The sequence below is a fragment of the Mucilaginibacter sp. genome (assembly GCF_025359345.1).
In the GTDB taxonomy this organism is placed as follows: Bacteria; Bacteroidota; Bacteroidia; order Sphingobacteriales; family Sphingobacteriaceae; genus Mucilaginibacter.
Genome location: NZ_JANYGQ010000020.1, coordinates 81527 through 104476 on the forward strand (window position 1 = coordinate 81527; position 22950 = coordinate 104476).

Below are 22950 nucleotides of genomic sequence, written 5' to 3' on the forward strand. Positions count from 1 at the left end.
GGTGCCTTTTTATTTTGGTCATTTCGCTGCGCGGTCATTTGCTTCGCGTCATTGGTTAATTCGCTGCGCTATCATTGGTCATTTCATTAGTCTAAACTGTATGCCTGCGCTAAATCTTTGTGCCAGTATATTGATGATAAAAATAAAGCACCTGGAAATCAGTATGTTTCATGGCGTTCCGGGTGTTCCGCTGTGAAAATGGAACGTTATGTGCTGACACAAGTGATTTCCCGGCTACCCCAGGATTTTGCGGTGTCATTTGTCATACGGGTGAAATTAGGAAAGTCCATCGATTTTTAATCGTAAAATATTTTACTGCCAACAGTATCTTACAAATGACCAATGATAATTTATTTCCCTACTTTTATCTCAATGAAATTTAATTACCCCAAACTGCTGTTTAAGGCATTTTTGTTATTGATGCTGGCTGGAATTATTGCAGGTTGCGGCAAGGAGCCGTTTCAGCCTAAAACCAGTGGTATCACCTTACGGGATTCAACCGGCGGCTCCGATACAAGCGGCAGTGGTGGCATTGTTTTGTTGCCTGATACCGTGCCAAGTTTTTTTAGTCCGGCGGGTGTTGCTGTTGATGGCGGCGGCAATATTTACGTTGCCGACTATGGCAACAATCTTATCCGGAAGATTACAGCATCGGGCTTGGTGAGCACGCTGGCAGGCAGCGGCAACCAGGGTTCAATAAATGCCGGCGGGGTTTTGGCATCATTTAACCAGCCAACAGGCATAGCCGTAGATGCCACCGGGAATGTGTTTGTGGGCGATGCAGGTAACGACATCATACGAAAAATTACCCCCGATGGCACGGTAACAACGTTTGCCGGAAGCGATAGTACCGGGTATGCCGATGGTGCTGCTGCCACAGCTTCGTTTTTTCACCCGGAAGGCATAACCCTTGACGGCGCCGGCAATGTGTATGTAGCCGATGCGGGTAATAATCTTATCCGCAAGGTGTCGGGTGGTATTGTATCAACTATTGCGGGAAACAAAATAGGCACTACCGCTGATAATATTTTCAGCGACCCAACCGGCGTTGCAATTGATGCCGGCGGAAATATTTATACGGCCAATTTTTTAGCAAGCAATATCCTGAAAATAAATACTGCTGGTACGGTAAGCGTTTTTGCCGGGTCGGGCAATATTGGTTCGGCTAATGGTACGGGTATCGCTGCGTCTTTTTATTTTCCCAATAGCCTTGCAATCGATGCTACGGGGAATGTTTACGTGTCGGACGGTGTTAATAACCTTATCCGCAAAATTACACCCGATGGTACGGTAAGTACATTTGCAGGTAGCGGTGTTGCCGGGGCAGCCGATGGCGCAGGAATTGCAGCCTCATTTAACGGACCAGCCGGTTTAGTGGTCGATGCCGTTGGTGATGTGTACGTAGCCGATGCTAATAACAATCGTATCCGTAAAATTACACCAGCAGGTTTGGTAACCACCATTGCAGGCAGCGGGCACGCAGGTTCGCGTAATGGGCAAATCTCAGCTATCAGAAACTCAAAAACAACAAGAGCCGTTGTTAAACAAAAACTACCGATTTTTTATAAAAGCAGTAAGTGATTTGAAAATGCCAATAAATCACTAATTCGCTAACTCACCAATTCACTAATTAATATCTCAAAATATAGGTTGCTGCCTGTTTTTGCTCGTCGAGACTTAGCAAGTCGCCGTGATAAGCCCAATTGGACTGGCCATCGAAAACTATTTTGCCTAAATAATCGGGATTGATGTTGTCGGGCATTCGGGTGTTGGACTCCATTGTTTCCAGCGGCTCGGTAAACAGGGTAGACTCATCGCCAAAAGCATCCTTATAAATGCGGTAAGCGCCGGTGTTCTGCAGCCCTTTTTTGTCGTTTCGCTCTAAAACGGGCTCAACAATTACATTCCTTTTTGTGCCATCTTCTTTAACAAGGCTAAGCTGCAGCGGGTTAGTCATTTTATTTAATATTGATGAAGATAATACAGCCAGCAACAGGGATTGTTTGTGGGTTGAATAACAATTTAGCCATGAAGTGTCCTTCATAAAGTCCGCAAATGAATACAAACTAACCTTTTATATCTCTTCCAGCAGCCGTCCCTCAGTATCCCAGAAAAAAGTCTTTTTTAACGCGTTATTGTAAGTTACTAAAGGCCATATTCTTATAAGTTATCTTTTTGAGATATAAAATTAATTTTAGAAAAATTTATTTTCTTTAATAAGCTGGCATCATATTTATGTAGGTAGAGGAACCGAATAATTATAATTATGGAAAACTCAACATCAACCACAAATAGCGCACTTTTAAAAATGATCGACCTTAAATTGAAGGTGATTCTTGAAAATGATTTGCGAAATTTCAGGATGATGAAGCAAGTGCAAACTAACCCTGTTAAGGCAAACCAGGCCATAGCAGCTTAATAATAAATACAAAACACAAATACCATGGAAACTACAGAAAAATCAATCGATGTATTGAACGATTTAATTGAAATTAATAACGACCGCGTTGCCGGTTTTGAAAAAGCAAGCAAAGACCTTGACGAAGGTGAGTTTGAGCTCAAGGGCATATTTGACAGATTTGCTGCCCAAAGCAGAACGTATGCGTCGGAACTATCATCGGAAATTGGCCGCGTTGGCGGTGAGGCCGAAACCGGCACGAGCGGCACGGGCGCATTGCACCGTGCATGGCTGGATGTTAAGGCTACCTTTAGCGGCCACGACCGCAAGAGTATCTTAGAAGAATGCGAGCGCGGCGAGGATGCCATCAAAAAAGCCTACCGTACCGCACTTGACCCTGAAAACGAACTGGCGTTTGAAGCCGCCGACCTAATACGCAGGCAACAGCAAGGTATAAACGTCGCACACGATCAAATTAAAGCCCTGCGCGACGTCCAAGCTTAAAAAAGGACTAATAAATTATGCTGAGGCCGCTTCAGAAATGGAGCGGCTTTTTTATTGTCAAAACATTCCTTTCAACCCATCGATAACGCTTTGAAAAAACGTGGGCATGTTAAGGTTGTTGTGGTAGTTGAAGTAAAGGAAAATACAGAAGATAATAATGGCTATAATAATAAACCTTTTAAACATGTATGCTAACAATACCAATGCACACGGGATGGCCAGCAGCCATATCCAAACGATGTGGATTGGGCTAAGTTTATCATCATGTTTATAAACGTAGTAGAGTATGCCGTTTGAGCCCTTGTCGTTTTGATGGCGGACATACAAAAAGGTAGATTTTTCAATCTTATGGCGATAAAATGCGGTGCCTTTATCAAACGTTAGCTGGTCGTCGATACCGTTGATACTGAAAGTAAAAACACCGTTTACGTTTTCCTGGATTATGCCTGCGGTATCAGTGGCAATTACAGCAACCTCGCTGCGGGCGAAAGGGTTTTCCTTAACCACAAAATGTTTAATAGCAATGGTATCTGCAAACGCAAACGTTGCTGTTGCAGATACAAGGAAAAAAAATAGTAATAACTTCTTCATTTTAATGCAGCAATCAGGCGCAATAAAAGTAACATTTTTAGGCTATCAGTTTAACAAATAAATGCTTAAATTAAGTATACTGGCAAAGCTTACCCAAAGCAGGTAAGGTACCAGCAGCCAGGCCGCTGTTTTGCTGTATTTCTTAAACCACCTGATATTTAATATGATGCTTACCCACAACAGCAGTATGACAAATAAGGCCGGCAAAATACCATGAAGCCCGAAAAATACCATCGACCACGAAAAATTAAATGCCAACTGGACGATATAAATGGAGGCTGTTATTTTGTAGGTTTTTGAACTGTCGCGCCGTTGCCAAACCAAGTAGGCGGCAATGGCAATCATTATATAAAGTGCGGTCCACACCGGGGCGAAAAGCCAGGGCGGCGGGTTAAATGTTGGTTTGTTAAGCGTACTGTACCAACTTGCAATTTGCGGACGGGTAAATAAAGATGCCACAAATCCGATTGCCAGCGTAATTACCAGGCTGATAAGAAATGGGAATAATTGGAATTTTTTTGACGTTGATGATTCCATAAATATTTAACAATTAGTATTTAAATGTGTTTTAACTTGAATTTATCTGGTTGATAGCTAGTAATATACAAGAAAATTGAAATTAATTCTATAATATAGATAGGAATTATAGAATTAATCTGTATGTTTGCATTAACAAAATCGTTCTTTATTTCGCTTATCCAGAAAGACTGAGGGAAAAGGCCCTGTGACGTCTTAGCAACCTGTGGGTGAAAGCTAAACATAATTGACCGAAACTACGAACGTGAAATCTCGCAGGTAGGGTTAATGTTTAGACTTCAATACCAAACGCAAGGTGCTAACTCCTGCTCCGTTCTCATACGGAGAAAGATAGGTTATCCCCGGCTCCCCGGTCTCCCTGGTTAAAGTGATTAAATAGTTTTTTTTATAAAGTCGCGTGACCGAGAGGATAGGCTGGGGCCTGCAAAACCCCATACGGCAGTTCGAATCTGCCCGCGACGTCTGTGTGAAAGTCTTTAGTCGTAAGTCTAAAGTCATTAGTCACTTATCTAATTAAAAATTTTATCAGGCTTAAGATTTACAAATAAGACAATCCTTTTAATTGTGTTGGTTCGTAATAGAATGGTGTAAAGGGTTCCTCCGCCAATTCGCAGCTTACCAGCATTGATGTGAAAATTACATTGCCAAATATGTTGGCTATCGCCGTGTCTGCAGCATCGCGCCCCGATGCTATTTTTATTAAACCGTTTAGCGGTACAAGGCCCGTGGCATCAAACAAAACCCATTCATTCCCCAAATAGGCTTCGAAACAGGCGTGAAAGTCGGCCGGTTTTAGCTGATAGGCATAGCCGGTAAAATAACGGGCCGGTATGGTTAGCGCGCGGCACAGGGCTATGCCCAGGTGTGCAAAATCGCGGCAGACACCCTGTTGTTGAGTTACAGTATCATAAGCCGACGTTTGTGCATTGGTTGAGCCGCTTAAATACTGTACATTTTTATTTATCCAGCCGGTTAAAGCCACTACCTTTTCAAATGGATTAAAAATATGCCCGAACAAGTTGTTTGCCAACCGGTAAAGCTTATCGCTTTGGCAATAGCGGCTGGGGTACAGGTAGGGGAGAATGGCATTGTCCATTTGGGCAATGGGTATTTCAACCAGGTCACTATAGTCTTTTACTTCGCAGCAGTTATCGATGGTAGCTTCGTAAGTTACTTTTATCGAACTGTTTTCGGCAATTTCAAATCTCACCACCCGGTTATCGCTCTGCAAGGATTGTAGCTCCTCAATCTTAATATACGGTTCGATATTAAATGTTTCGCTTATTACGGTTTGATGGGGCGTGCGCTGTGCGTGGATGTTCAAAATCAACGTTCCGGGCGATGCTGCCGTGTATTCCATTTGGGTGAGGACGTTGAATTTCATTTTTGTAGATTGTTGTAACGTTAAAATAGTTGGCAAATAACCTGGCAGTGGGAGACGCGAAGCATCGCGTCTCCAAATCAATCCAATTTATTAAAAGCTTCGTCCATCCAGCCTTCGGATATGTTTTCGAGCGCTGTTTTCAACTCTTCGGCCCACTGGGTTGATATGTATTCCAAATCCTTTTTCTCGTAGCGTTTCTCAATAATGTGGAAGCTGTCTTTTTCATACAGCGCCACATCTATGGGGAAGTCGACATTATTTGAGCTTACCCTGGTCGAATCAAACGAAAGGAAGCCCGTTTTAAGTGAAAGTTTCAGGCTCGAATCTTCAGTCAATATCCTGTTTAATATAGCTTTGCCATGACCCGAGTTACCGATAATCACATACGGCGCGCCCTGGCCCAGCTCAACCCAATTGCCCTCGGGGTATAACAAAAACAGTTTGTGTTCATCATCATCCTTCAGCTGCCCGCCAATTATGGTGTTTAAATCAAACTTAAACCCGGCTTTTTCAAGCGCCGCTTTGTCTTCACTGGCCACTCGTTTTACTTGTTCGCCAAAAGCATTTACAGCTTTGTACAGCTTGTTATATTCTGTGGTTTCGAGCAGTTCATTAAAATAAACCAAAGCCTTATCCCTCACCGACCGTAAGCCGCTGGTCATAATAAAAAGCGAAAACTTGTCTTTTTGTTCAATGGTGATTTTCTTTTTTATTGAAGTTTCCGTTCCTGATGTTATGCGGGTATCAGCGATGGCCACCAGGCCTTGTTTAACTTTAATTCCTAAGCAATAAGTCATTATTAATAGTTGTGGATGAGCAAAAAGTTTTACGGGGACAAATTAAGTAAATAAGGGCTACAAGCAACAGCACTATTACTTAAAATAATTAACAGTATGGCCAACCACTTCCTTTACGTAAAAATTCCAGGTACTCAGCGGGCCGGCATCTGGTATAAAGTCGGTTATGGTAAATTCGCCATTGCCGGCAATGTAGCAGCAAGGGAAGGGCACCACGTCCATTTTTTGCTTTTTAAAGATGGCAATTGCCCGCCTCATATGAAAGGCCGATGTAACAAGCAGATAAGGAGGCTGGAGGTGCTTTTGGGCCAGTATGCTTTTTGAAAATGCCGCATTTTCGAGCGTATTGCGGCTTTGGTTTTCAATAACGATAAGGCTATCGGGTACCTTCAATTCTTCAAGTTGTGTTTTAACCCAATCGCTTTCCCTAAAGCTGCCGGCCAGCAAATTGCCGTTGCCGCCTGATATCAATATGTGCGTTGCTTTACCGGTGGTCAGTAACTTTAGCGATTGTATAAACCTGTCAGACATGGCATTAAAAACGCCTTTCCCGTTTGCGTCAACGCCCGAAAAACCGCCCAACACAATAACGCAGCTATAGGTTTGATTTGTTAGCGGCGCAGGTTTAACATCCCATCGCTTTGCAAATTGGTTTAATAAAAAGGGGTTGGTGAAAATTAGCAGCAGCACCATGGCAATGGTGAAAAATCGCCGCTTAAGATGAGGTTTGCGTACAATCAGCGATGTAATTAAGCAAACTGCAATCCAGGTAAAAGGGAAAATAAATACCAGCAGCAGTTTGGAGAGCACAAAAAACATAGTCGATTTAATTTCGATAAAAATAGGTTTTTTAACGGTTTTTGAGCGGCTAAACCCGCTATTAAAACAAAAAAAGCAAACCGGGCCATCCGGATTTGCTTTTTACTATAAACAGTGTTGATTGAGTGTTAAAACCCGGTGTCCTTCATTTTAATATAATCATCGAGCGAGGCAACGTTATGCAGGCCCTTACCTTTTGCTTTTTCAATATAGGCAACAGATACGCCATGGTCCTTCAATTCTATTGCTTTTTCAAGTGACAGGTCTTTAAAGCCAAGCGCCTTTATCCCCGAAATAAATTCGGGGCTAACACCATGGTCCTTTAGTTCCTGGGCCCTGTCGAGCGATATGTCTTTGTATCCTGCATTTTGCATTTTTTTGAAAAATTCCGGGTTCACGCCGTGGTCGCGTAAATCTTGGGCTTTATCAAGGGTTAAGTCTTTGTAACCCATTTCCTGCATGCTTGCTATGTATTTCGGGTTAACACCGTGATCTTTTAAATCGGTAGCTTTATCCAGGGATATGTCGGTGTAGCCCATCTTTTTAAATTCGCTGATAAACTGCGGGCTTACGCCATGATCGCGCAATTCCAATGCCTGGTCCAACGAAAAGTTTTTGTAGCCCATTTCGTGGAAGCCGTTAATGAATTTAGCGCTTACACCATGTTCGCGCAGTTCAACAATCTTGTCGATAGGCTGGTGACCATAATTTTCAGCTTTAAACAAATCGAAATATTCGGTTAGTTTTTTGCGGTTCAGATCCTGCTGAGCAAGGTCCCTGAACTGGTCGTTGCTGATGTCAGCATAACCATTATCCTTCAAAAAATCAAAATATGCTTTGTTGATGTCAGTAAAAAATACGTCAAGCATCAACTGATCATCCAACTCTTTATAGCCACGCTGTTCCAGGTACGATTTCAAGCCTGCATTTTCTGTAAATGCATAACTGCCATGGCCGAACCGGCCCTCAAAAACACCTTTGAAATCCATTTTCCCGGATTCGCGGGTTAGGGTGAACTCGCCTATTTTACCATCAGGCAATGTACCTAATTCCGACGATCGGAAGTTGCGGCCCGAGTTCCAGCGATGGCCGTAGAACTGGATATTTACCTGGCCTTCTTCTACTATAGCGTCCCATGTGCCGGGTGCGTGGTTTCCGTTTGAGTACCAGCCATTGTTGTCGTCATCCTTGTCGCCTTTAACTTCCGATTTTGAAGCCGATTTAGCGGCCGATTTTGAAATGGATTTTTGCTGGGCCTGGGCACAGCCCGACAATGTTGCGAACAGCGCAAAAGCTGTTAAGCAAGGAATAAATATTTTCTTCATAATGGTTTATGTTTTATTTGCCTTCGTTGAACGAGTTTTTTAACTGCATGTATTTTCGCAGGTTATCTGACTTGAAACCTTTTTTCTGCATTTCTTCCACGTACTCGGGCGTAACGCCGGTTGATTTTAAGCCCGGTAATTCATTTAATGAAATATCTGTAAAGCCCAGTTTTTTAAACCCGTTGATGTACTCGGGAGTTATGTGCAGCGATTTGAACGTTACCAGGTTATGCGCAGAGATGTCTTTATAACCGGCATCCTGGAAGCTTTTTACAAATTCGGGTGTGATGTTCAATGATTTAAAAGTAACCAGCTGGTTGATAGGAATATCCTTATAGCCAATAGCATCAAACGGTTTAATATAATCACCGTCAATCCTTAGTGATTTAAGGGTGATTAGTTGGTTTACGGGCACATTTTTATAACCAAGAGCTTCAATGCTTTTGACATATTCGGGGTTAATATGCATCGATTTCATGGCCACCAGTTTATTGCAGGGGATATCGTTATACCCAATGGCTTTAAAGCTGTTGATATAAGCCTCATCAACATGTAGCGATGTCATAGCCACCAAATTATTGGCGGTGAGTTCGTTGTAACCGTTTTTCTGCAGCATTTCAACATAGCTTTTTTGCAAGTCGACCAGGAAAAAAGCAAATGCGTGGCGAGGGCGCACGTCAGCAATGTTATGGCTTTTTATGAACTCGCAAAAAGAATTGTCGGCAGTAAATTTATAATGGCCAAACCCTTCATCGCCATCAAACTTGCCGGTGAACGATGTGCTGCCGGCCTCGCGTTTTAACGTGAAATCGGCTTTCGCATCTTTAGGCAGGGCAGGGAAATCGCTCAATTTAAAGGTTGCATCGTTCGACCAGGTATGTTCGTCATCTTCGCCTTCCTTGCTACTGCCGCGAAACTCGATACTGATCCTGTCGCCATGGATAGTAGCAAACCAGCTGCCTTCGCTGTGGTCATTATCGCCATCAATATTCACGTCAGGGTTAACATCCACATTTATTTCGGGGTTGATGTTTTCATTAATGTTGGTGTTTACGGCGCGGTTAACGTTAGCGTTAATAACCGGGTTGATGTTTGTATTAATGGCTGTGTGGATAGCTGGGTTAACACTTGCATTTATACTTGAAGTGATGGCCGGCCTAACGTTCGCATTTATAGCTGCATTAACGTTTGCGTTGATAATCGGGGTAAGGTTTGCGTTAACATTTGCAGCAACGGCCGTGTTGATACTGGTGCGGACAGCCTGGTTTACAACAGGGTTAACGTTTACAACCGTCTGCGCCATTGCGCCCCGGTGATAAAAAAAGCATACTATGCCGCAAAGCACGGGCAGCAGGCGGGTTATTTTAATTTTTTTCATGATGTTGGTTCATTTGTTCGCTGATTCATTGTTTCATTGGTGCACGCTGGTTAAGCATTGCTTGTATGGTTAAATACTCCGATAAAAATTAAAGGTTACAGACTTTTATTTTTTTAATCTCTAATCTCCAACCTCTTATTAACTACTCAAACGAATTCTTTAGGCGTATGTACTTATCTACATCGTTTGAATTAAAACCTTTGCCACGCATTTCTTTAATATAAGCAGGCGTTACCCCGGTGGCTTTTAGCGACGATAGCTCATTTACCGATATGTCATTAAAACCAAGGTCTTTAAAGCCTTTTACAAAATCGGGAGTTACACCAAGAGCTTTTAATGAACTCAGGTGATTTACCGGGATGTTTTTGTAACCAACAGCTTCAAATCCTTTAATATAATCGCCGGTAATGCCCAGCGCTTTTAACGAGCTTAAACTGCTGGCGCTTAAATTTTTGTATCCCATCGCCTCAAATCCTTTGATATATTCGGGTGTAATATCCAGTGATTTAAATGATGTTAATACACTTGCCGCAAGGTTATCATATCCTACAGCTTTAAACCCTTTAACATAATCTGGCGTAATGCCCATTGATTTGAATGACGTAAGTACGCTTGCCGCGAGGTTATTATAACCTACAGCGTTAAACCCCTGGATGTATTCAGGTGTAATCCCCATCGATTTGAAAGACGTAAGTACGGTTGCCGCGAGATTATTATACCCTACAGCGTTGAACCCTTTAACGTAATCAGGCGTAATACCCATTGATTTAAATGATGTAAGTACATTCACCGCAGGGTAATCATATCCAATTGCTTTAAACCCTTTTACATATTCTGGCGTGATATTCAGCGCCTTTAAGGACGTAAGCTGGCTGTACGACAGGTTTTTATAGCCCATTGCCGCAAACGAGCGCACAAAGTTCGAATCGATATTCATGGCCTTGTAGCTTGATATTTCGTTGGGCGATGGCATGCTGTCTTCTCCGTAGCCTTTGCCATCTTTCAGCTTTGCCTTTCGCAGGCTATTTATGTAGGCGCCGGTAATGTGCTGAGCCTTAAAGCTGATGAGTTGGTTAAAGCTCAGGTCTTTGTAGCCGGCCTTGCGGATTTCCTCTACATAGGCATTGTCAATATGCAGCGCCTTGCCCGATACCAGTTCATTTGGCGTAATGCCCGAAAAGCCGTTCGCTTTCCACATTTTTATGTATGGTTCATCGACCTTAAGTGCTGCCATTGATATGATGTTGTTTTTCGACAAATCGGTATAGCCATTGCGTTTTACCATGGCTATGTACTCTTTGGTAACATTCACCATAAAAAATGCAAAGTAGTCGTCATCGTCCCCAGCTTCGGTAATGCCTGCCTGTTTCAGGTACGCGTCGAAACTTTTGTCGGCAGTAAATTTGTAATGGCCATAGCCTTCGTTACCCTCAAATTTTCCGTTAAATAAAACCGAGCCGGCTTCACGCTTTAAGGTAAAATCGCCTTTTTGGTCGCGCGGTAAGGCAGGCAGTTCACTTAACAAAAAGGTTGAGCTGTTCGACCAGTTGTGGTCGTCGTCATCACCTTTAAATTCAATGTTTACCTTCTCATTTTTGATAGTTGCAAACCAAACGCCCTGGGTGCGGTCGGTATGGTAATTGTTTCGATGTACAGGGTTCGTTGATTTAACTTTAACTTTAGCTTTTGTAACCTGGCTGTAGGCCATGGGGTTATTCAACGCGCAGGCCAAAATGCCCAGCAGCGGCACCAGGAAGAAGTATTTCCACATGATGTGAATATTTGATTTTTTTGAGTTCATCATGAGTATGCGTTTTTTCAATAATGATTGGTTATAGTTGGTGGTAATACCCAACGACAGGTGCGGAGCAGATACTTTCAGCAGGCTCATCTGGTAGCTTTCGCGCTCCACTTCTTTGTGGCCAAGCACGGCATCGTCAGTTAAAAATTCAAGGTTGTTTTCAAGTTCGGTGCGGTAAATCCAGGCAAAGGGGTTAAACCATTGCAGCACCAAAACCAGTTCGGCTAATATAATATCAAAGCTGTGGCGTTGCTGGATGTGGATTTTTTCGTGCAGTAAAATCTGGCTGTAGGTATCCCAATCGTATTTTTCTGGGTTAATAAAAATATTGTTGCCGAAAGAGCAGGGCGCCTTATCGCCCGTAAGCTCAACTATACGATACCTGCCGTCCTTAATAACAGGTTTGGTATAAGCCTGGTAAAGCAATACAACTACCTGCAACAAAAGGTTAAGACCAAAAGCAGCAACACCAATCCAGTAGATAAAAAACAACCATTTTAGTACTATTTGCATTAAGGGTACAGAGGGGGGAGTTGCAGTTGTGGTAGCAACAGCAGTCGCAGTGGCAGGGTTTATCCTAGGGACCTCAATCGTTTTGATTTTAAAAATTGGGTGTGATATTTTAACCGGCGTTTCCGGTTGAACGGCTTCCGGCTGCGGGTCAACTACTATTGGCTGTGGTGGTTTTACCTCATCCTGGTTTACAATCGTCGGCGTAATACTATTGCGTAACGACCATTGCTGCGGGATGGATATAAACGGCAGCGCGAACGAAAGGGCCAGGCAAAATATCAACACCAGGCGATTTAGGCGGTAAAAGGTTTCGCGCTGCAGTAACAATTTATAAAACAGCAGGCAAACCGATATCAGCAGGGCAACATGCAGGATATAGGGTATCATTTCTTTTGCGATTTAATAAGGTTTACTATTTCGTTTAGTTCTTCTTCGGATATTTTTTGTTCTTTGGCAAAAAACGCAAGCATGCTGGGATACGAATTGTCGAAATAATCTTTTACAATATCTTTCATGGTATGCTGTTGATAAGTGTCTTTTGATATGACTGGGTAATACCTGAAAATGTTGCCAACTATTTCGTGCCCGAGGAAACCTTTTTCTTCCAATATCTTCACCATGGTGGCAATGGTGTTGTAATGCGGCTTAGGGTCGGGCATTTCCTGGATGATTTCTTTTATAAAAGCATTTTCAAGCTGCCATACGGCCTGCATTATTTGTTCTTCTCTTTTAGCCAGTTTTTGCATAACAATATTATTTTTTTGTAAAGGTTGTACTAATTCGTTAGTATTGCAACTAATCAATTAGTATTTATACTAATCTAATAGTATTTAAATTGTAAAGTATTGATTTACAGTGAGAAGTTTTTTATAATGTAGAGACGCAATACTTGCGTCTCCCGCGTGCAGGCAATTATTATGCATTTTCGACATACATGTTCTGAGACGCAAAGTATCGCGTCTCTACAAAAAATAAATTATGCAACCATATTATTCTAAAGGCGTCTTATAACGCAAATCCAGGAATTAAACTGTTCGCCAGCGTGCAATAACCATACTGTTATCGTACGTACGCTTAAAATAGATATACCATAACGCATTGATAATTAATGAATTATAAAAACGGCATAGTTTTAGCCGGAGGCCTTTTACAAAAATCACCCGTCATGATAAAAAATTATTTACTCATCGCTTTCCGTAACCTTAAAAAACATAAGGCATTCTCGTTTATCAACATAGTAGGGCTGGCCATAGGTATGGCTGCCGGATTGCTGATAATTCAGTACGTGGTATTTGAATTAAGCTATGATAATTTTCATGCGAAAAAGGAGCGGGTGTTTCGTGTTGCGCAGGACAGGTATAACAACGGCAAACTTAGCACCCAATGGGCGGGAGGAGCATTTGCTGTAGGTACAAAGTTCAAAGCCAATTTTCCGGAAATTGAAGATTTTGTAAAAGTAGTTGAGGCCGGCCCGGTATTAGCTATTTATAAAGAGCAGCGGTTGAGCCTGCAGAAAACATATTTTGCGGGTAATTCGTTTTTTAATATTTTCAGTTACCAGTTCGTCAGTGGCGACCCTAAAACAGCATTGCAGGAGCCAATGTCGGTAGTGCTGACTGAAACCAATGCAAAGAAACTTTTCGGCAACGAAAACCCGGTTGGTAAATTGCTGAACTTCGGGTACGACCAACCTGTAAAAGTAACCGGCGTTATTAAGGATTTTCCTGTTAATACTCACTTTAAATCAGATGTATTGCTGTCTTATGCAACACTTTTAAAATTTGTGGGCCCTAAAAGAGACCTTGATAACCAGTGGCGTAATGATGGCTGCCTTACTTACCTTTTATTAAGGCCCGGCGTTAACCCTAAAACACTTGACGCGAAGTTTGTACCGTATGTGAATAAAGAATATGCGGCGTTTAAAGCCGACGGCGACGGAGCCAAATATTACCTGCAGCCACTGGAAAGCATCCACTTAAAATCACACCTGATGTTTGAGGCGGAACCTAATGGCGACGGTACATCAGTATACCTGTTGGCCGGCATAGCCATATTTGTGATAATTATAGCCTGGATAAATTATATAAACCTGGCTACCGCACGCGGCATAGGCCGGGCGAAAGAAGTTGGCGTACGCAAAACACTGGGTTCGGCAAAAGGACAGCTTGTTGCGCAGTTTATGATGGAGGCCATGCTGCTCAACGGGCTGGCTATTATAGTTGCTATAGCTTTAATTATTGTGTTCCTGCCGGTTTTTTCGGCTATATCGGGGCAATATATTAGTCTTACGCTGCTTATCGAGCCGGCATTTTGGGCCGGGGTTGTCGGGTTGTTCCTGTTAGGTTCATTCTTCTCAGGTTTTTACCCTGCCATGGTGTTGTCGAACTTTAAGCCGGTTGAGGTGATGAAGGGCAAACTTTCCGCATCGCCGCGTGGTATTTTATTGCGAAAAGGGATGGTTGTATTCCAGTTTGCTGCTTCCATATTTTTGCTGATTGGCTCGCTCACCGTGTTTAAGCAGATACAGTTTATGGAAAAACAGAGCCTCGGTATTAATATCAACCAAACGCTGATCATTAAGCCGCCACTGGCAAAGGTCGACTCGTTTTACCGCAGCATGAGCGCGTTTAAGAACGAAAGTTTGCGCAATGCAGCCGTGAAAAGCGTAACCGTATCCACCTCTATCCCCGGCGAGGCAGTGCAATGGAACGCCGGTGGTATAAAACTGGTTGGTACCGCCGAAAGCGAGGGCAAACAATACCGCGTTATAGGCGGCGATTTCGACTACCTGAAAGCCTATGGCGCAAAGCTTGTTGTCGGGAGGGTGTTTTCGAAAGATTTTGTTACCACCGACCCAAAAACTGTAGTGCTATAATCGCAAAAACCAAACCTGCACATAGCCTAAAACGAAAACCGCAGAAAAATAACATTTAAAGCCTGTTTAAATCGTCTTTAAACAGGCTTCTTTTATTACATTTGCATCGCTAACATTCACTTCAACATCATGCCGAGGCTTTGTTTACCCTTTATAGGTATAGCCCGGACGCATCGCGCTTTCGGGCGCGTTGTTGTGGTGAATGTTAGCGCTTTTATCCGTCCGGGCTCTTTTTTAACCTAATGGATAGTTAGCGGTCAGCACTTCAACCTTTCGCTTTACATAGCCCGATTTATTATTTATGGTTACGTTCTGCTCCACCGACCACATGTGCCAGCCGTGCTCTTTTGCATATCGCATCAACACATCACTTGGATAGGACGACAGTAGGAACTTACCTTCAATCTTACTTAGCGTTATTAGCAGGTTTTCAAAGTCCTGTTCGCTATAGCCATCATAGTGGCCGCAATCGCTGTTGAAGTAAGGCGGGTCGCAGTAAAAGAAGCTGTTTATACCATCCCGGCTTCGGATGACATATAAAGCATCAGCACTCTCTAATTGAACGTTCTGAAGCCTTATTGCAAGGTCTTCCGTAAATGCATCCCGCTTGTTAATGATCTTCTTTGTAGTGGTGTTCTTGGCTTTGTCGTATCCAAACGAACTGTCGAGCATTGAGGCAAAGCTTTGCGTACTTAATAACCAAACTGCCCATGCCCGTTTTATCTCATTGAATAAGTCAGGATTGTTGTATATAACAGAGGCCTTACGGTGCAAATCTCTGCTATGCAATGTTATCCTAATCTCCTTTTCGAGGCTCACAAAATCATTCTGAACTACTTTATAGAAGTTCATTAACTCTTTATTGGTATCATTCAAAACCTCGACAGAGGATGGCTCTTTAGCAAAGAAGATAGCGCCACCGCCAGTAAAGGTTCACCATAAAGCGTATGCTCAGGTATCAAAGAACAAATTTTTGCAGCTAACTTTTGTTTCCCGCCGTAGTAGCTAACCGGCGTTTTCATTTTCACGTTTGACATATAAATTTTAATAGGGGTTAGTTGCTTTGCTTACCCTATTTTAGATATGTCTTTATTAAGCTTGCCGCTGACTTCTATACAGCCAGCTTCCAAGCCATTCCGCCTGCGATGGCGACAGGCTGACACGCTCGTAATAGTGAGCTGCGCGAATGGCGGATAGGGCTAAATCAAAATCGCGTTCGTCTAAAGCGTTGATACAGCTGAATGTTTGATTGCCATACTTGCCGTCCACAGTCAAAACCTTGGGTTTAACTACATTGCAGGCCATCTGGGCGGCTCTGATCACAGAAACAATGCAGGGATTAACCGAACAATCAAACAGTGCATTAGCCTTAATTTGGCTCACAATCTTATCCAGGCTCAGCACACCCCAATAGTTTGTTTTATAAAACGCCTGTACATTCGCCTGTAGCTGCTGGTTGCCGTTTAATATTGTGTTTAATTGGGCTACTGTGATGCTTGGATTGCCTTTCTTTATGGCATCTACAAATGCCCAACCCGGCCACTTTTGATTTTGGCTACGATCTATCCCGCGATAGGTTTCAGCCTCATTAGTGCCGGGGTCGTAACCGCCCTCGATGCCGAGGACGGTTCTTTTGTAAGCTGTTAGGAAATCTGCCATTTTAATTAGTTGTTTGGGCAGGTGGAGCGGTAAGATTAGCGATTGCTTTGTCCTTATCGGCACCCGATTTACTCGCTATGAAATAAAACGAAGGTGCGAGATACATTATATCCAGTAAACGGCCTTCGGTAGTTTCTTTCAGATGCCCGAATACTAATAATACTGGAACGCCAATAATAATGACGAAAGCAAGCGCAGCCTGTGCTTTGGTGTTGTGAATAAAATCTAATAGTTTCATAAAATTAAGGGGTATTTAAATGGTGTTTAAAGCGCATGTATTTTCTCGCAAAGCGGCAATAAATCCTGTGTAACGCCGCCCGATCTGCTTAATGTATATATAGTTTCTTTTAGATAGGCCGTTTGTGTCGCATCCAGTGTAAATTCTTTGTCAATGCCTTTCGTAGCATCCCATATAAACCCATTTGGAGCAGGCTGCAAGCTTATATGCTTGGTTTCTTGCTCTGTAATTGCTGTTAATGCCCTTATATATCTTTGCAAACTCGCTTCTGTCATCGTGTCTTTATTCGCTGCAAATATTGCCGGAAACACCAACCTGTCTTTAATTGAAAGTATCATAATTATGGTTTAATATTATTGCCTACATAAATGCCGTTTACAAAATGCAATACCCAGGTATCGCTACCCCTATTGTATTCTACATCTTGCGTAATTCCGGTGTATAAAGTACTCGCAACGCTTATTTCTATAAACCCATCTTTTATACTTAATCCCCCTTCTAAATAAGCGGCAATGTTGCCCGTTGATATCGTAGCGCCTGCTGCCTTACAGTGCAGCGCAATATTGATAGATGATGTAGTGTCAACTGCCTGAAATACAGCTACAGCCGCGTCAAGACCACTACTGCCATCTGTACCAATGTAAGCTTGTGCTATAACGGCACCGCTACCATTCCTTTTTATAGTTTTTAAATAAACATCTCTAGTCGAATCGTTAACTAAGCCAACAGTATCTATACTCCAATTGCCAATAAAACCGGCTGTAGCAATCATTTTCCCCTCATTATTGACCCTAAACGGCGCGGTATCTTTATGGGCATAATCAGCGCCCGCCCAAAACCTTACAGATTTATCAACCCCACTTACTACATTATCAATCACGCCGGTGATACCTGCGTTGCCAACAGGGCCAGCGCCTACCAATAATGTGCCTGATGCAATCAGGCCATGTGGCGCATCAATAGTTACGCCCCAATAATCAGTAATTGCCTTTACCCCGTCAGCTGTGGCTTTTGCCTGCAATGCGTTGTTATAGGCCGAGTTTGTTGTTTTGCCAATATTGGTAACATTCTTTTTCAGGTTCTCGTTGGCAACAGCGCGCTGCACAACCGGGCTAACGGCTACAGTTTCCGAAAGTTCGGGCTTAAATAGCCATGTTACCTGTAAGTCACGAGTAAATGACGTTATCCTTAGATTGGCATCGAGGCCCAAATCGTCATCCTGAACAGGCACATAATTACCCAGTTTTAATATGGTGTTTTTCCGTTTAAAATCTAGCGGGTCACAATCAACCTGGTAACTAACTATCGGGTTACAATTAGCATCTAAATATGCTTGTGCCCGCTCCTGTAATTCAGCCTCTGCATCGTCGATATATCCCGATGGCATGGCAATATCAGTTATTACATATTCATCGCCCACAGCGGGCTTAATGAGGGCTGTAGGAACAATAAAAGCCTTGTCATCCTGGTTTGGGTTTATCTTAAATGATTGAGTTGCATTATTGAATGAATTTATCTCGAAGGTATACCCGGCAAGCTGGCCGGTATTAAAAGTGAGATGGGCGGTAATGCCCGCAAGTTTTACAACGTTTAAATCAAAGTCGATCGCGCTGTCAATAAAGTTAAACTGGTCAGTAACAGTGGTAACAATTCCGGTGCGATGTGGGTAGACATCATCAAAGGTTACGGTGCGTTCAATTACACCATATAGCACGCCGTTAGCTGAATCGTCTCCTATGTATACATTTTTTTCTAAAAACGGGATACTGCCGGGAAGCTTGAGGCGGTTAGAGAACCCTTTATAGTCGGCAGGAATATTCTTTTCTCCGCCATAGGGGTATAACCTGGTAACCATTTTTTTATTGGTTGACGTAGTCCGGCTGATATTATACAATCCGTTACCCCTCCCATATTGCAATGAAAATAACTCTATATCGCCACGGTTTGTCAAATGAATAGTTTGTCCATCAATCCACCACTCTACATTAAACTCGGCAGCAAGCGTGGCTAAAACGCTCAGGCAACTGTCGTCGGTATTAAATGTTAGGTTTCGGTAGTCGGTAGTATCAACGGTCCCTTTTACCCAGCCAGTTTGGTCGCGGTTGGCGTTAGCTATCAGCAAGTCGACAAACGTATCAAGCGTTCCCATTAATGATTGCCCTGACAGGGTATATGCGTTATCAGCATCTGGGAATAGGTACCCGGCGTTGTCGAGGTAATATTGCCAGCCTTTAAAAGTCACCGTATAATTAAACTCTTTGCTCGATGCTTTTTTAACGTCAGCTAAATCAAACAAAAAATAACGTTCAATATTGTCATCAACAAAAACATCCACGTAGTCATTAATTTGAAAATCAGCAGGGCCGGGCAGGTCAATGTTCATGGTAACGATATTCTCGCCCATAATCTTTTTTGATTGCTGCCCGGTCGGCTTTACTGTAGCGATTACATCGCTGCCACGTTTGATATAATATTGCATTTACGCGTAATATTTAATTACTGCTTTTTGCTGTATCCCTATTTGGTCATACCCGCCCGGTGCCGGGTGTACGCCGTTGGTTTGCATGCTTACCTGGTCGGCACTGTTGCAATCGTTGGCAGCGTAAAGCGCCTTTTGCATGTTGTAGGTTCGGTCGAGCACACAGCAAAAAGGTATGAGGTAATTACCAGCAGTTTCTTCGGTGGAATTGCTGAATTCCGCAATTAACCGCATCTGCCAAGCTTGTATATTCTTATAATACCGCTTAAGTGTTTGCCCGGTTAAGTAACTATAACCAAAGCCATCCTGTGAAATTGCAGGGGGTATCGCTATCATAATGCCGCACCGGATACCGCTTACAGCAGTGTGAACACTGGTCAAAATAGCGCGTAACTGTATAACCATGGTATTTATTGTCGCTAATAGGCTTCCATCGTCGGTAAATCCAAAAACGTCATTAATTCCAAGGTGAATAGTAAACCAGTCCCCCGAGTTCATTACTATACTGTTGGCGATCAGGTAATGGCTGTAATTAACTACAGTACCGTCCCAAAGCGGGTTACCAGTTGCCACCGATGTAGTGTTATAGCTTATGCTGGCGGGGCCTACGCCGCTAACTTTCGTAAGCGTGGATGGCCCTGCTGTTGGCGTAGTTGAGCCAGTGGTGCGCTCGGTTGAGAAATACCCCGTACCCGCTGTAATATTTACCTCGCGCACTGTGAATTGGCTACCATTACTGGAGTAAATATCGCCAACACCTGGGTTACTCGCCAAGCCTGTCAAATCAAACCTGTAAAATGTTCGGCCAACAGTTGCATAATCGCTTATTTTCCAGCCTCCGCGACCTTCATGTTTGTTTGCGCCGCTGCCCTGTGTACCTTTAAAGGTAATTGTCATTGGGTCGGTTCCTTGCTGCGCAATAATAATTGATTGCGGGTTACGTGTGGCATCATTGGCCAATGTGCTGTCCCCAAATGAATTAACAAACCTGGTAACGCCTATACCGGCAGCTGCCGCTGCAATACACAATGTGCCGGACCAAGTTGCCAGTGTAACGCCATTAATAGGTACTATAGTTATTACCAGTCAGCTGAATTATATCCGTGCTAAAAAACTGGGGTACGATAAAACAAACGTATTCTCGTTCTGGATGCGCGATGCGGCAAAGCACTATGATGCCGTTAAAGCTGAGCTGTTAAAAAGCCCCGGCGTGCTCGATGTTACCCGGTCGAACCAAAACATAGTGCGTTTCGGTGGCTTCACCGGGGATAACGACTGGGATGGAAAAGAGCCGAATACCACCTTTATTGTGCACTGCATAGTTATCGACAAAGATTTTACCTCCTTTTTTAAGATGAAAATGGCCGAAGGCAATACCTTTACCGGTGCTGTGAGTGATACGGCCCATTTTGTGCTGAACGAGGCGGCCATCAAACAAATGGGCCTTAAAGACCCCATTGGCAAGCGTTTTATGATGCAGGGCATTAAGGGTAAGATCATCGGTGTGGTGAAGGATTTTCATTATGCATCGATGAAGGAAAAAATCACCCCGGCCGTGTTTTGGTACCAGCCGCAACATTTCAGCACCGTGTATGTAAAAACCACTACAAAAGATGCCAAAAAAGCACTTGCAGCAGCCGGTGCGCAGTTTAAACAATACAACGGCGAATACCCCTTTGGCTACGCTTTCCTTGATGATGTATTTAACAGCCTCTACCAGTCGGAACAACGGGAAGGCTCGCTGTTTAACTATTTTGCCTCCATCGCTATATTTATATCGTGCCTGGGCTTGCTAGGTCTTGCCGCCTATACCGCACAGGTACGTACCCGCGAAATTGGCGTGCGCAAAGTGCTGGGCGCAAGTGTAACCCGGCTGGTTGGCCTATTGGCGCAGGACTTTATAAAACTGGTGCTGATAGCCATTTTAATAGCATCGCCCATAGCCTGGTTTGCCATGCACAGCTGGCTGCAGGCCTTTGCTTACCGTATTGATTTAAGCTGGTGGGTGTTTATTGTGGCGGGTTTGCTCGCGGTTATCATCGCATTTGCCACCATGAGTTTCCAAACGGTAAAAGCGGCGTTGACTAACCCGGTGAAAAGTTTGCGGTCAGAGTGAGTTCATGGTTCATGGTTGATAGTTCATGGAAAAGAGAGTCAAGAGCCAAGAATCAAGAGTCAAGGAAAGAAGTACGGCCCTAATTGCAGCTATGAACTATGAACACCTTTTCAAACTGAAAAAAAATACTTCCGTTATGTAACAGAATTACTACTTTGGCGCCTAATTATAAACCGGTTGTTCAGGGCGCATTTACAAGGGTGTTGAATATCAATCAGCCCGGTTGTTTAACAGGGTTGCATGAAGTTTTTTCTCTCGATTTTTATTATCTTATTTGTATCGACCAGGCTTTATGCACAGCAAAGCCCGGTTCCCATTAAGCGGATACCCGTACACCGCAACGGAATTGTAAAAGATACTATCCGGATTGATACCCTGGAGCGTCAGCCAAAAGTGCCATTGTCTAAACAGGAAGATATCGGTGATGCACTGTCGAAATTGTTTCACAGCAAACCCACACCGGCGGTCGACAGCATTACCAGCAAACCTGAAATCTCTATTGCGCCGGCTATCGGTTATACGTTGCTTTCAAAGTTTGCACTGGTGATATCGGGTAATGCAATTTTTAAAACAGCGCCGCAGTCCCGTATTTCCACAATAATTGCCAGCACATCGTACACCCAGAATAAACAGTTTACCCTGCCTATTCAAACCAACATCTGGAGCAAGGACAATACCTACAACTTTGTAGGCGAATACCAATATTTTAAATACCCGCAAAGTACATACGGACTCGGCAGCAACTCGAATATCAAAAACGAAGATCCGATGGATTACTCGTTTTTTAAATTTTACCAAACAGTGCAGCGCCATGTGGTTGGCAATCTATACGCCGGCCTCGGCTTCATTTTCGACTCGCACTGGAATATATCCGACAAGGGCAACCGTAACGGAACAGCCGACGATTATACAACCTATGGTAAGCACTCGCACACCGTTGCCTCGGGCCTTACCTTCAACATGGTGCTCGACTCGCGGGACAATGCCATTAACCCGTTTAAAGGGGGATATGCCGCCCTGCAATACCGCGACAATTATGAGTTTTTTGGCAGCAGCATGCCATGGCGGTCGCTGATACTGGATGTACGCAAATACATCAGGTTCCCCGAAAATTCGGACAACGTACTCGCATTCTGGAATTACGACTGGCTGATTTTAAGCGGCAAACCCGGCTACCTTGATTTACCGAGCACACAATGGGACGGCAACACCGCCACGGGTCGCGGTTACATACAGGGCCGTTTCCGGGGTGCGCAAATGGTATATGCCGAAGCCGAATATCGCTTTAAAATCACCCGCAACGGCCTGCTTGGTGGCGTGGTGTTTTTAAACGGCGAATCGTTTTCAGCCGCGCCTGGAACAAGCCTGCAGCGCATACAACCAGGCTACGGCCCCGGCTTACGATTAAAACTTAACAAAACCTCAAACACCAATATCACCATCGATTATGGCTTCGGCCGGCAAGGTAGTAACGGGTTGTTTATTGATATAGGCGAGGCGTTTTAATTTTTGGGTTGATTAGGTTGATTAGGTTGG

22 protein-coding genes, 1 tRNA gene and 1 riboswitch are annotated in these 22950 nt (G+C 43.5%); of the genes, 7 read left to right on the forward strand and 16 right to left on the reverse strand.

Annotation, left to right across the window (positions count from 1 at the left end; translation table 11 throughout):
• The first annotated feature begins 372 nt into the window (after window positions 1-372).
• A complete protein-coding gene (locus Q0R52_RS11875) occupies window positions 373-1581 on the forward strand; it encodes a hypothetical protein (RefSeq protein ID WP_295794880.1) in 1209 nt (402 codons plus the stop codon).
• Window positions 1582-1630: 49 nt separating this feature from the next.
• Here the strand turns inward: Q0R52_RS11875 and Q0R52_RS11880 are convergent, their stop codons facing one another.
• Window positions 1631-1957 (reverse strand): hypothetical protein, encoded by a 327-nt coding sequence (locus tag Q0R52_RS11880; RefSeq protein ID WP_295794882.1) that lies wholly within the window; start codon window positions 1955-1957, stop codon window positions 1631-1633.
• 309 nt (window positions 1958-2266) lie between these two features.
• Here Q0R52_RS11880 and Q0R52_RS11885 point away from each other — a divergent pair, with 309 nt between their 5' ends.
• Together Q0R52_RS11885 and Q0R52_RS11890 are read left to right on the forward strand one after the other, a co-directional pair.
• Window positions 2267-2419, forward strand: coding sequence for a hypothetical protein (locus Q0R52_RS11885; RefSeq protein ID WP_295794883.1), 153 nt, complete (start codon window positions 2267-2269; stop codon window positions 2417-2419).
• A gap of 24 nt (window positions 2420-2443) precedes the next feature.
• Window positions 2444-2902, forward strand: a complete 459-nt coding sequence (locus Q0R52_RS11890) for a PA2169 family four-helix-bundle protein (RefSeq protein WP_295794884.1) — start codon at window positions 2444-2446, stop codon at window positions 2900-2902.
• Between the two features lie 57 nt (window positions 2903-2959).
• On the opposite strand, the gene Q0R52_RS11895 is transcribed toward Q0R52_RS11890, so the two are convergent.
• Together Q0R52_RS11895 and Q0R52_RS11900 are read right to left on the reverse strand one after the other, a co-directional pair.
• Window positions 2960-3493 (reverse strand): hypothetical protein, encoded by a 534-nt coding sequence (locus Q0R52_RS11895; RefSeq protein ID WP_295794885.1) that lies wholly within the window; start codon window positions 3491-3493, stop codon window positions 2960-2962.
• A 45-nt stretch (window positions 3494-3538) separates the two neighbouring features.
• The gene (locus Q0R52_RS11900) at window positions 3539-4030 is read right to left on the reverse strand and encodes a TspO/MBR family protein (RefSeq protein WP_295794887.1); all 492 of its coding nucleotides are present in this window, start codon (window positions 4028-4030) and stop codon (window positions 3539-3541) included.
• A 154-nt stretch (window positions 4031-4184) separates the two neighbouring features.
• Window positions 4185-4367: riboswitch (SAM riboswitch) on the forward strand.
• Window positions 4368-4421: 54 nt separating this feature from the next.
• Between Q0R52_RS11900 and Q0R52_RS11905 the strand changes: the two genes are divergently transcribed.
• Window positions 4422-4492: transfer RNA gene (locus tag Q0R52_RS11905), tRNA-Cys, on the forward strand.
• Window positions 4493-4568: 76 nt separating this feature from the next.
• On the opposite strand, the gene Q0R52_RS11910 is transcribed toward Q0R52_RS11905, so the two are convergent.
• The 7 genes from Q0R52_RS11910 to Q0R52_RS11940 all read right to left on the reverse strand — a co-directional run bounded on the left by Q0R52_RS11910 (window position 4569) and on the right by Q0R52_RS11940 (window position 12793).
• On the reverse strand, window positions 4569-5414 hold the full coding sequence (locus tag Q0R52_RS11910) for a transglutaminase family protein (protein WP_295794888.1): 846 nt from the start codon (window positions 5412-5414) through the stop codon (window positions 4569-4571).
• 77 nt (window positions 5415-5491) lie between these two features.
• Window positions 5492-6211: a peptidase gene (locus Q0R52_RS11915; protein WP_295794889.1), complete on the reverse strand. Its 720-nt coding sequence runs from the start codon at window positions 6209-6211 to the stop codon at window positions 5492-5494.
• Window positions 6212-6286: 75 nt separating this feature from the next.
• Window positions 6287-7030, reverse strand: coding sequence for a YdcF family protein (locus Q0R52_RS11920; protein ID WP_295794890.1), 744 nt, complete (start codon window positions 7028-7030; stop codon window positions 6287-6289).
• 128 nt (window positions 7031-7158) lie between these two features.
• The gene (locus Q0R52_RS11925) at window positions 7159-8355 is read right to left on the reverse strand and encodes a hypothetical protein (RefSeq protein ID WP_295794891.1); all 1197 of its coding nucleotides are present in this window, start codon (window positions 8353-8355) and stop codon (window positions 7159-7161) included.
• A 13-nt stretch (window positions 8356-8368) separates the two neighbouring features.
• Window positions 8369-9733 (reverse strand): hypothetical protein, encoded by a 1365-nt coding sequence (locus Q0R52_RS11930; protein ID WP_295794892.1) that lies wholly within the window; start codon window positions 9731-9733, stop codon window positions 8369-8371.
• A gap of 142 nt (window positions 9734-9875) precedes the next feature.
• Window positions 9876-12434 (reverse strand): M56 family metallopeptidase, encoded by a 2559-nt coding sequence (locus Q0R52_RS11935; protein WP_295794893.1) that lies wholly within the window; start codon window positions 12432-12434, stop codon window positions 9876-9878.
• The gene (locus tag Q0R52_RS11940; RefSeq protein WP_295794894.1) at window positions 12431-12793 is read right to left on the reverse strand and encodes a BlaI/MecI/CopY family transcriptional regulator; all 363 of its coding nucleotides are present in this window, start codon (window positions 12791-12793) and stop codon (window positions 12431-12433) included. Before Q0R52_RS11940 ends, Q0R52_RS11935 begins: the two co-directional genes overlap by 4 nt.
• Before the next feature lie 419 nt (window positions 12794-13212).
• Here Q0R52_RS11940 and Q0R52_RS11945 point away from each other — a divergent pair, with 419 nt between their 5' ends.
• A complete protein-coding gene (locus Q0R52_RS11945; RefSeq protein WP_295794895.1) occupies window positions 13213-14922 on the forward strand; it encodes an ABC transporter permease in 1710 nt (569 codons plus the stop codon).
• 234 nt (window positions 14923-15156) lie between these two features.
• Here Q0R52_RS11945 and Q0R52_RS11950 read toward each other — a convergent pair whose 3' ends face one another.
• The 6 genes from Q0R52_RS11950 to Q0R52_RS11975 all read right to left on the reverse strand — a co-directional run bounded on the left by Q0R52_RS11950 (window position 15157) and on the right by Q0R52_RS11975 (window position 20327).
• Window positions 15157-15798, reverse strand: coding sequence for a DNA adenine methylase (locus Q0R52_RS11950; RefSeq protein ID WP_295794896.1), 642 nt, complete (start codon window positions 15796-15798; stop codon window positions 15157-15159).
• Window positions 15799-16014: 216 nt separating this feature from the next.
• Complete coding sequence (locus Q0R52_RS11955; RefSeq protein WP_295794897.1) at window positions 16015-16581, reverse strand: glycosyl hydrolase 108 family protein; 567 nt, start codon at window positions 16579-16581, stop codon at window positions 16015-16017.
• Window position 16582: 1 nt separating this feature from the next.
• Entirely contained in the window at window positions 16583-16819 is a 237-nt protein-coding gene (locus tag Q0R52_RS11960; protein WP_295794898.1) for a hypothetical protein, read from the reverse strand.
• 26 nt (window positions 16820-16845) lie between these two features.
• Window positions 16846-17157, reverse strand: coding sequence for a hypothetical protein (locus Q0R52_RS11965; protein ID WP_295794899.1), 312 nt, complete (start codon window positions 17155-17157; stop codon window positions 16846-16848).
• 2 nt (window positions 17158-17159) lie between these two features.
• Complete coding sequence (locus Q0R52_RS11970; protein WP_295794900.1) at window positions 17160-19298, reverse strand: phage tail protein; 2139 nt, start codon at window positions 19296-19298, stop codon at window positions 17160-17162.
• Complete coding sequence (locus tag Q0R52_RS11975) at window positions 19299-20327, reverse strand: hypothetical protein (protein WP_295794901.1); 1029 nt, start codon at window positions 20325-20327, stop codon at window positions 19299-19301.
• A 1-nt stretch (window position 20328) separates the two neighbouring features.
• On the opposite strand from Q0R52_RS11975, the gene Q0R52_RS11980 reads away from it, so the two are divergent.
• Window positions 20329-21414 (forward strand): FtsX-like permease family protein, encoded by a 1086-nt coding sequence (locus Q0R52_RS11980; protein WP_295794903.1) that lies wholly within the window; start codon window positions 20329-20331, stop codon window positions 21412-21414.
• A gap of 240 nt (window positions 21415-21654) precedes the next feature.
• Window positions 21655-22920 carry a BamA/TamA family outer membrane protein gene (locus Q0R52_RS11985; RefSeq protein WP_295794904.1) on the forward strand — a complete coding sequence of 422 codons (1266 nt, stop codon included), beginning with the start codon at window positions 21655-21657 and terminating at the stop codon, window positions 22918-22920.
• Window positions 22921-22950: the final 30 nt, after the last annotated feature.

Coding starts and splice junctions, on each gene's coding strand:
- Q0R52_RS11915 (WP_295794889.1), bottom strand. CDS start 6,211: ATGACTTATTGCTTAGGAATTAAAGTTAAACAAGGCCTGGTGGCCATC.
- Q0R52_RS11935 (WP_295794893.1), bottom strand. CDS start 12,434: ATGATACCCTATATCCTGCATGTTGCCCTGCTGATATCGGTTTGCCTG.
- Q0R52_RS11970 (WP_295794900.1), bottom strand. CDS start 19,298: ATGCAATATTATATCAAACGTGGCAGCGATGTAATCGCTACAGTAAAG.
- Q0R52_RS11885 (WP_295794883.1), top strand. CDS start 2,267: ATGGAAAACTCAACATCAACCACAAATAGCGCACTTTTAAAAATGATC.
- Q0R52_RS11900 (WP_295794887.1), bottom strand. CDS start 4,030: ATGGAATCATCAACGTCAAAAAAATTCCAATTATTCCCATTTCTTATC.
- Q0R52_RS11985 (WP_295794904.1), top strand. CDS start 21,655: ATGAAGTTTTTTCTCTCGATTTTTATTATCTTATTTGTATCGACCAGG.
- Q0R52_RS11910 (WP_295794888.1), bottom strand. CDS start 5,414: ATGAAATTCAACGTCCTCACCCAAATGGAATACACGGCAGCATCGCCC.
- Q0R52_RS11895 (WP_295794885.1), bottom strand. CDS start 3,493: ATGAAGAAGTTATTACTATTTTTTTTCCTTGTATCTGCAACAGCAACG.
- Q0R52_RS11965 (WP_295794899.1), bottom strand. CDS start 17,157: ATGATACTTTCAATTAAAGACAGGTTGGTGTTTCCGGCAATATTTGCA.
- Q0R52_RS11940 (WP_295794894.1), bottom strand. CDS start 12,793: ATGCAAAAACTGGCTAAAAGAGAAGAACAAATAATGCAGGCCGTATGG.
- Q0R52_RS11920 (WP_295794890.1), bottom strand. CDS start 7,030: ATGTTTTTTGTGCTCTCCAAACTGCTGCTGGTATTTATTTTCCCTTTT.
- Q0R52_RS11955 (WP_295794897.1), bottom strand. CDS start 16,581: ATGGCAGATTTCCTAACAGCTTACAAAAGAACCGTCCTCGGCATCGAG.
- Q0R52_RS11930 (WP_295794892.1), bottom strand. CDS start 9,733: ATGAAAAAAATTAAAATAACCCGCCTGCTGCCCGTGCTTTGCGGCATA.
- Q0R52_RS11925 (WP_295794891.1), bottom strand. CDS start 8,355: ATGAAGAAAATATTTATTCCTTGCTTAACAGCTTTTGCGCTGTTCGCA.
- Q0R52_RS11875 (WP_295794880.1), top strand. CDS start 373: ATGAAATTTAATTACCCCAAACTGCTGTTTAAGGCATTTTTGTTATTG.
- Q0R52_RS11880 (WP_295794882.1), bottom strand. CDS start 1,957: ATGACTAACCCGCTGCAGCTTAGCCTTGTTAAAGAAGATGGCACAAAA.
- Q0R52_RS11890 (WP_295794884.1), top strand. CDS start 2,444: ATGGAAACTACAGAAAAATCAATCGATGTATTGAACGATTTAATTGAA.
- Q0R52_RS11945 (WP_295794895.1), top strand. CDS start 13,213: ATGATAAAAAATTATTTACTCATCGCTTTCCGTAACCTTAAAAAACAT.
- Q0R52_RS11960 (WP_295794898.1), bottom strand. CDS start 16,819: ATGAAACTATTAGATTTTATTCACAACACCAAAGCACAGGCTGCGCTT.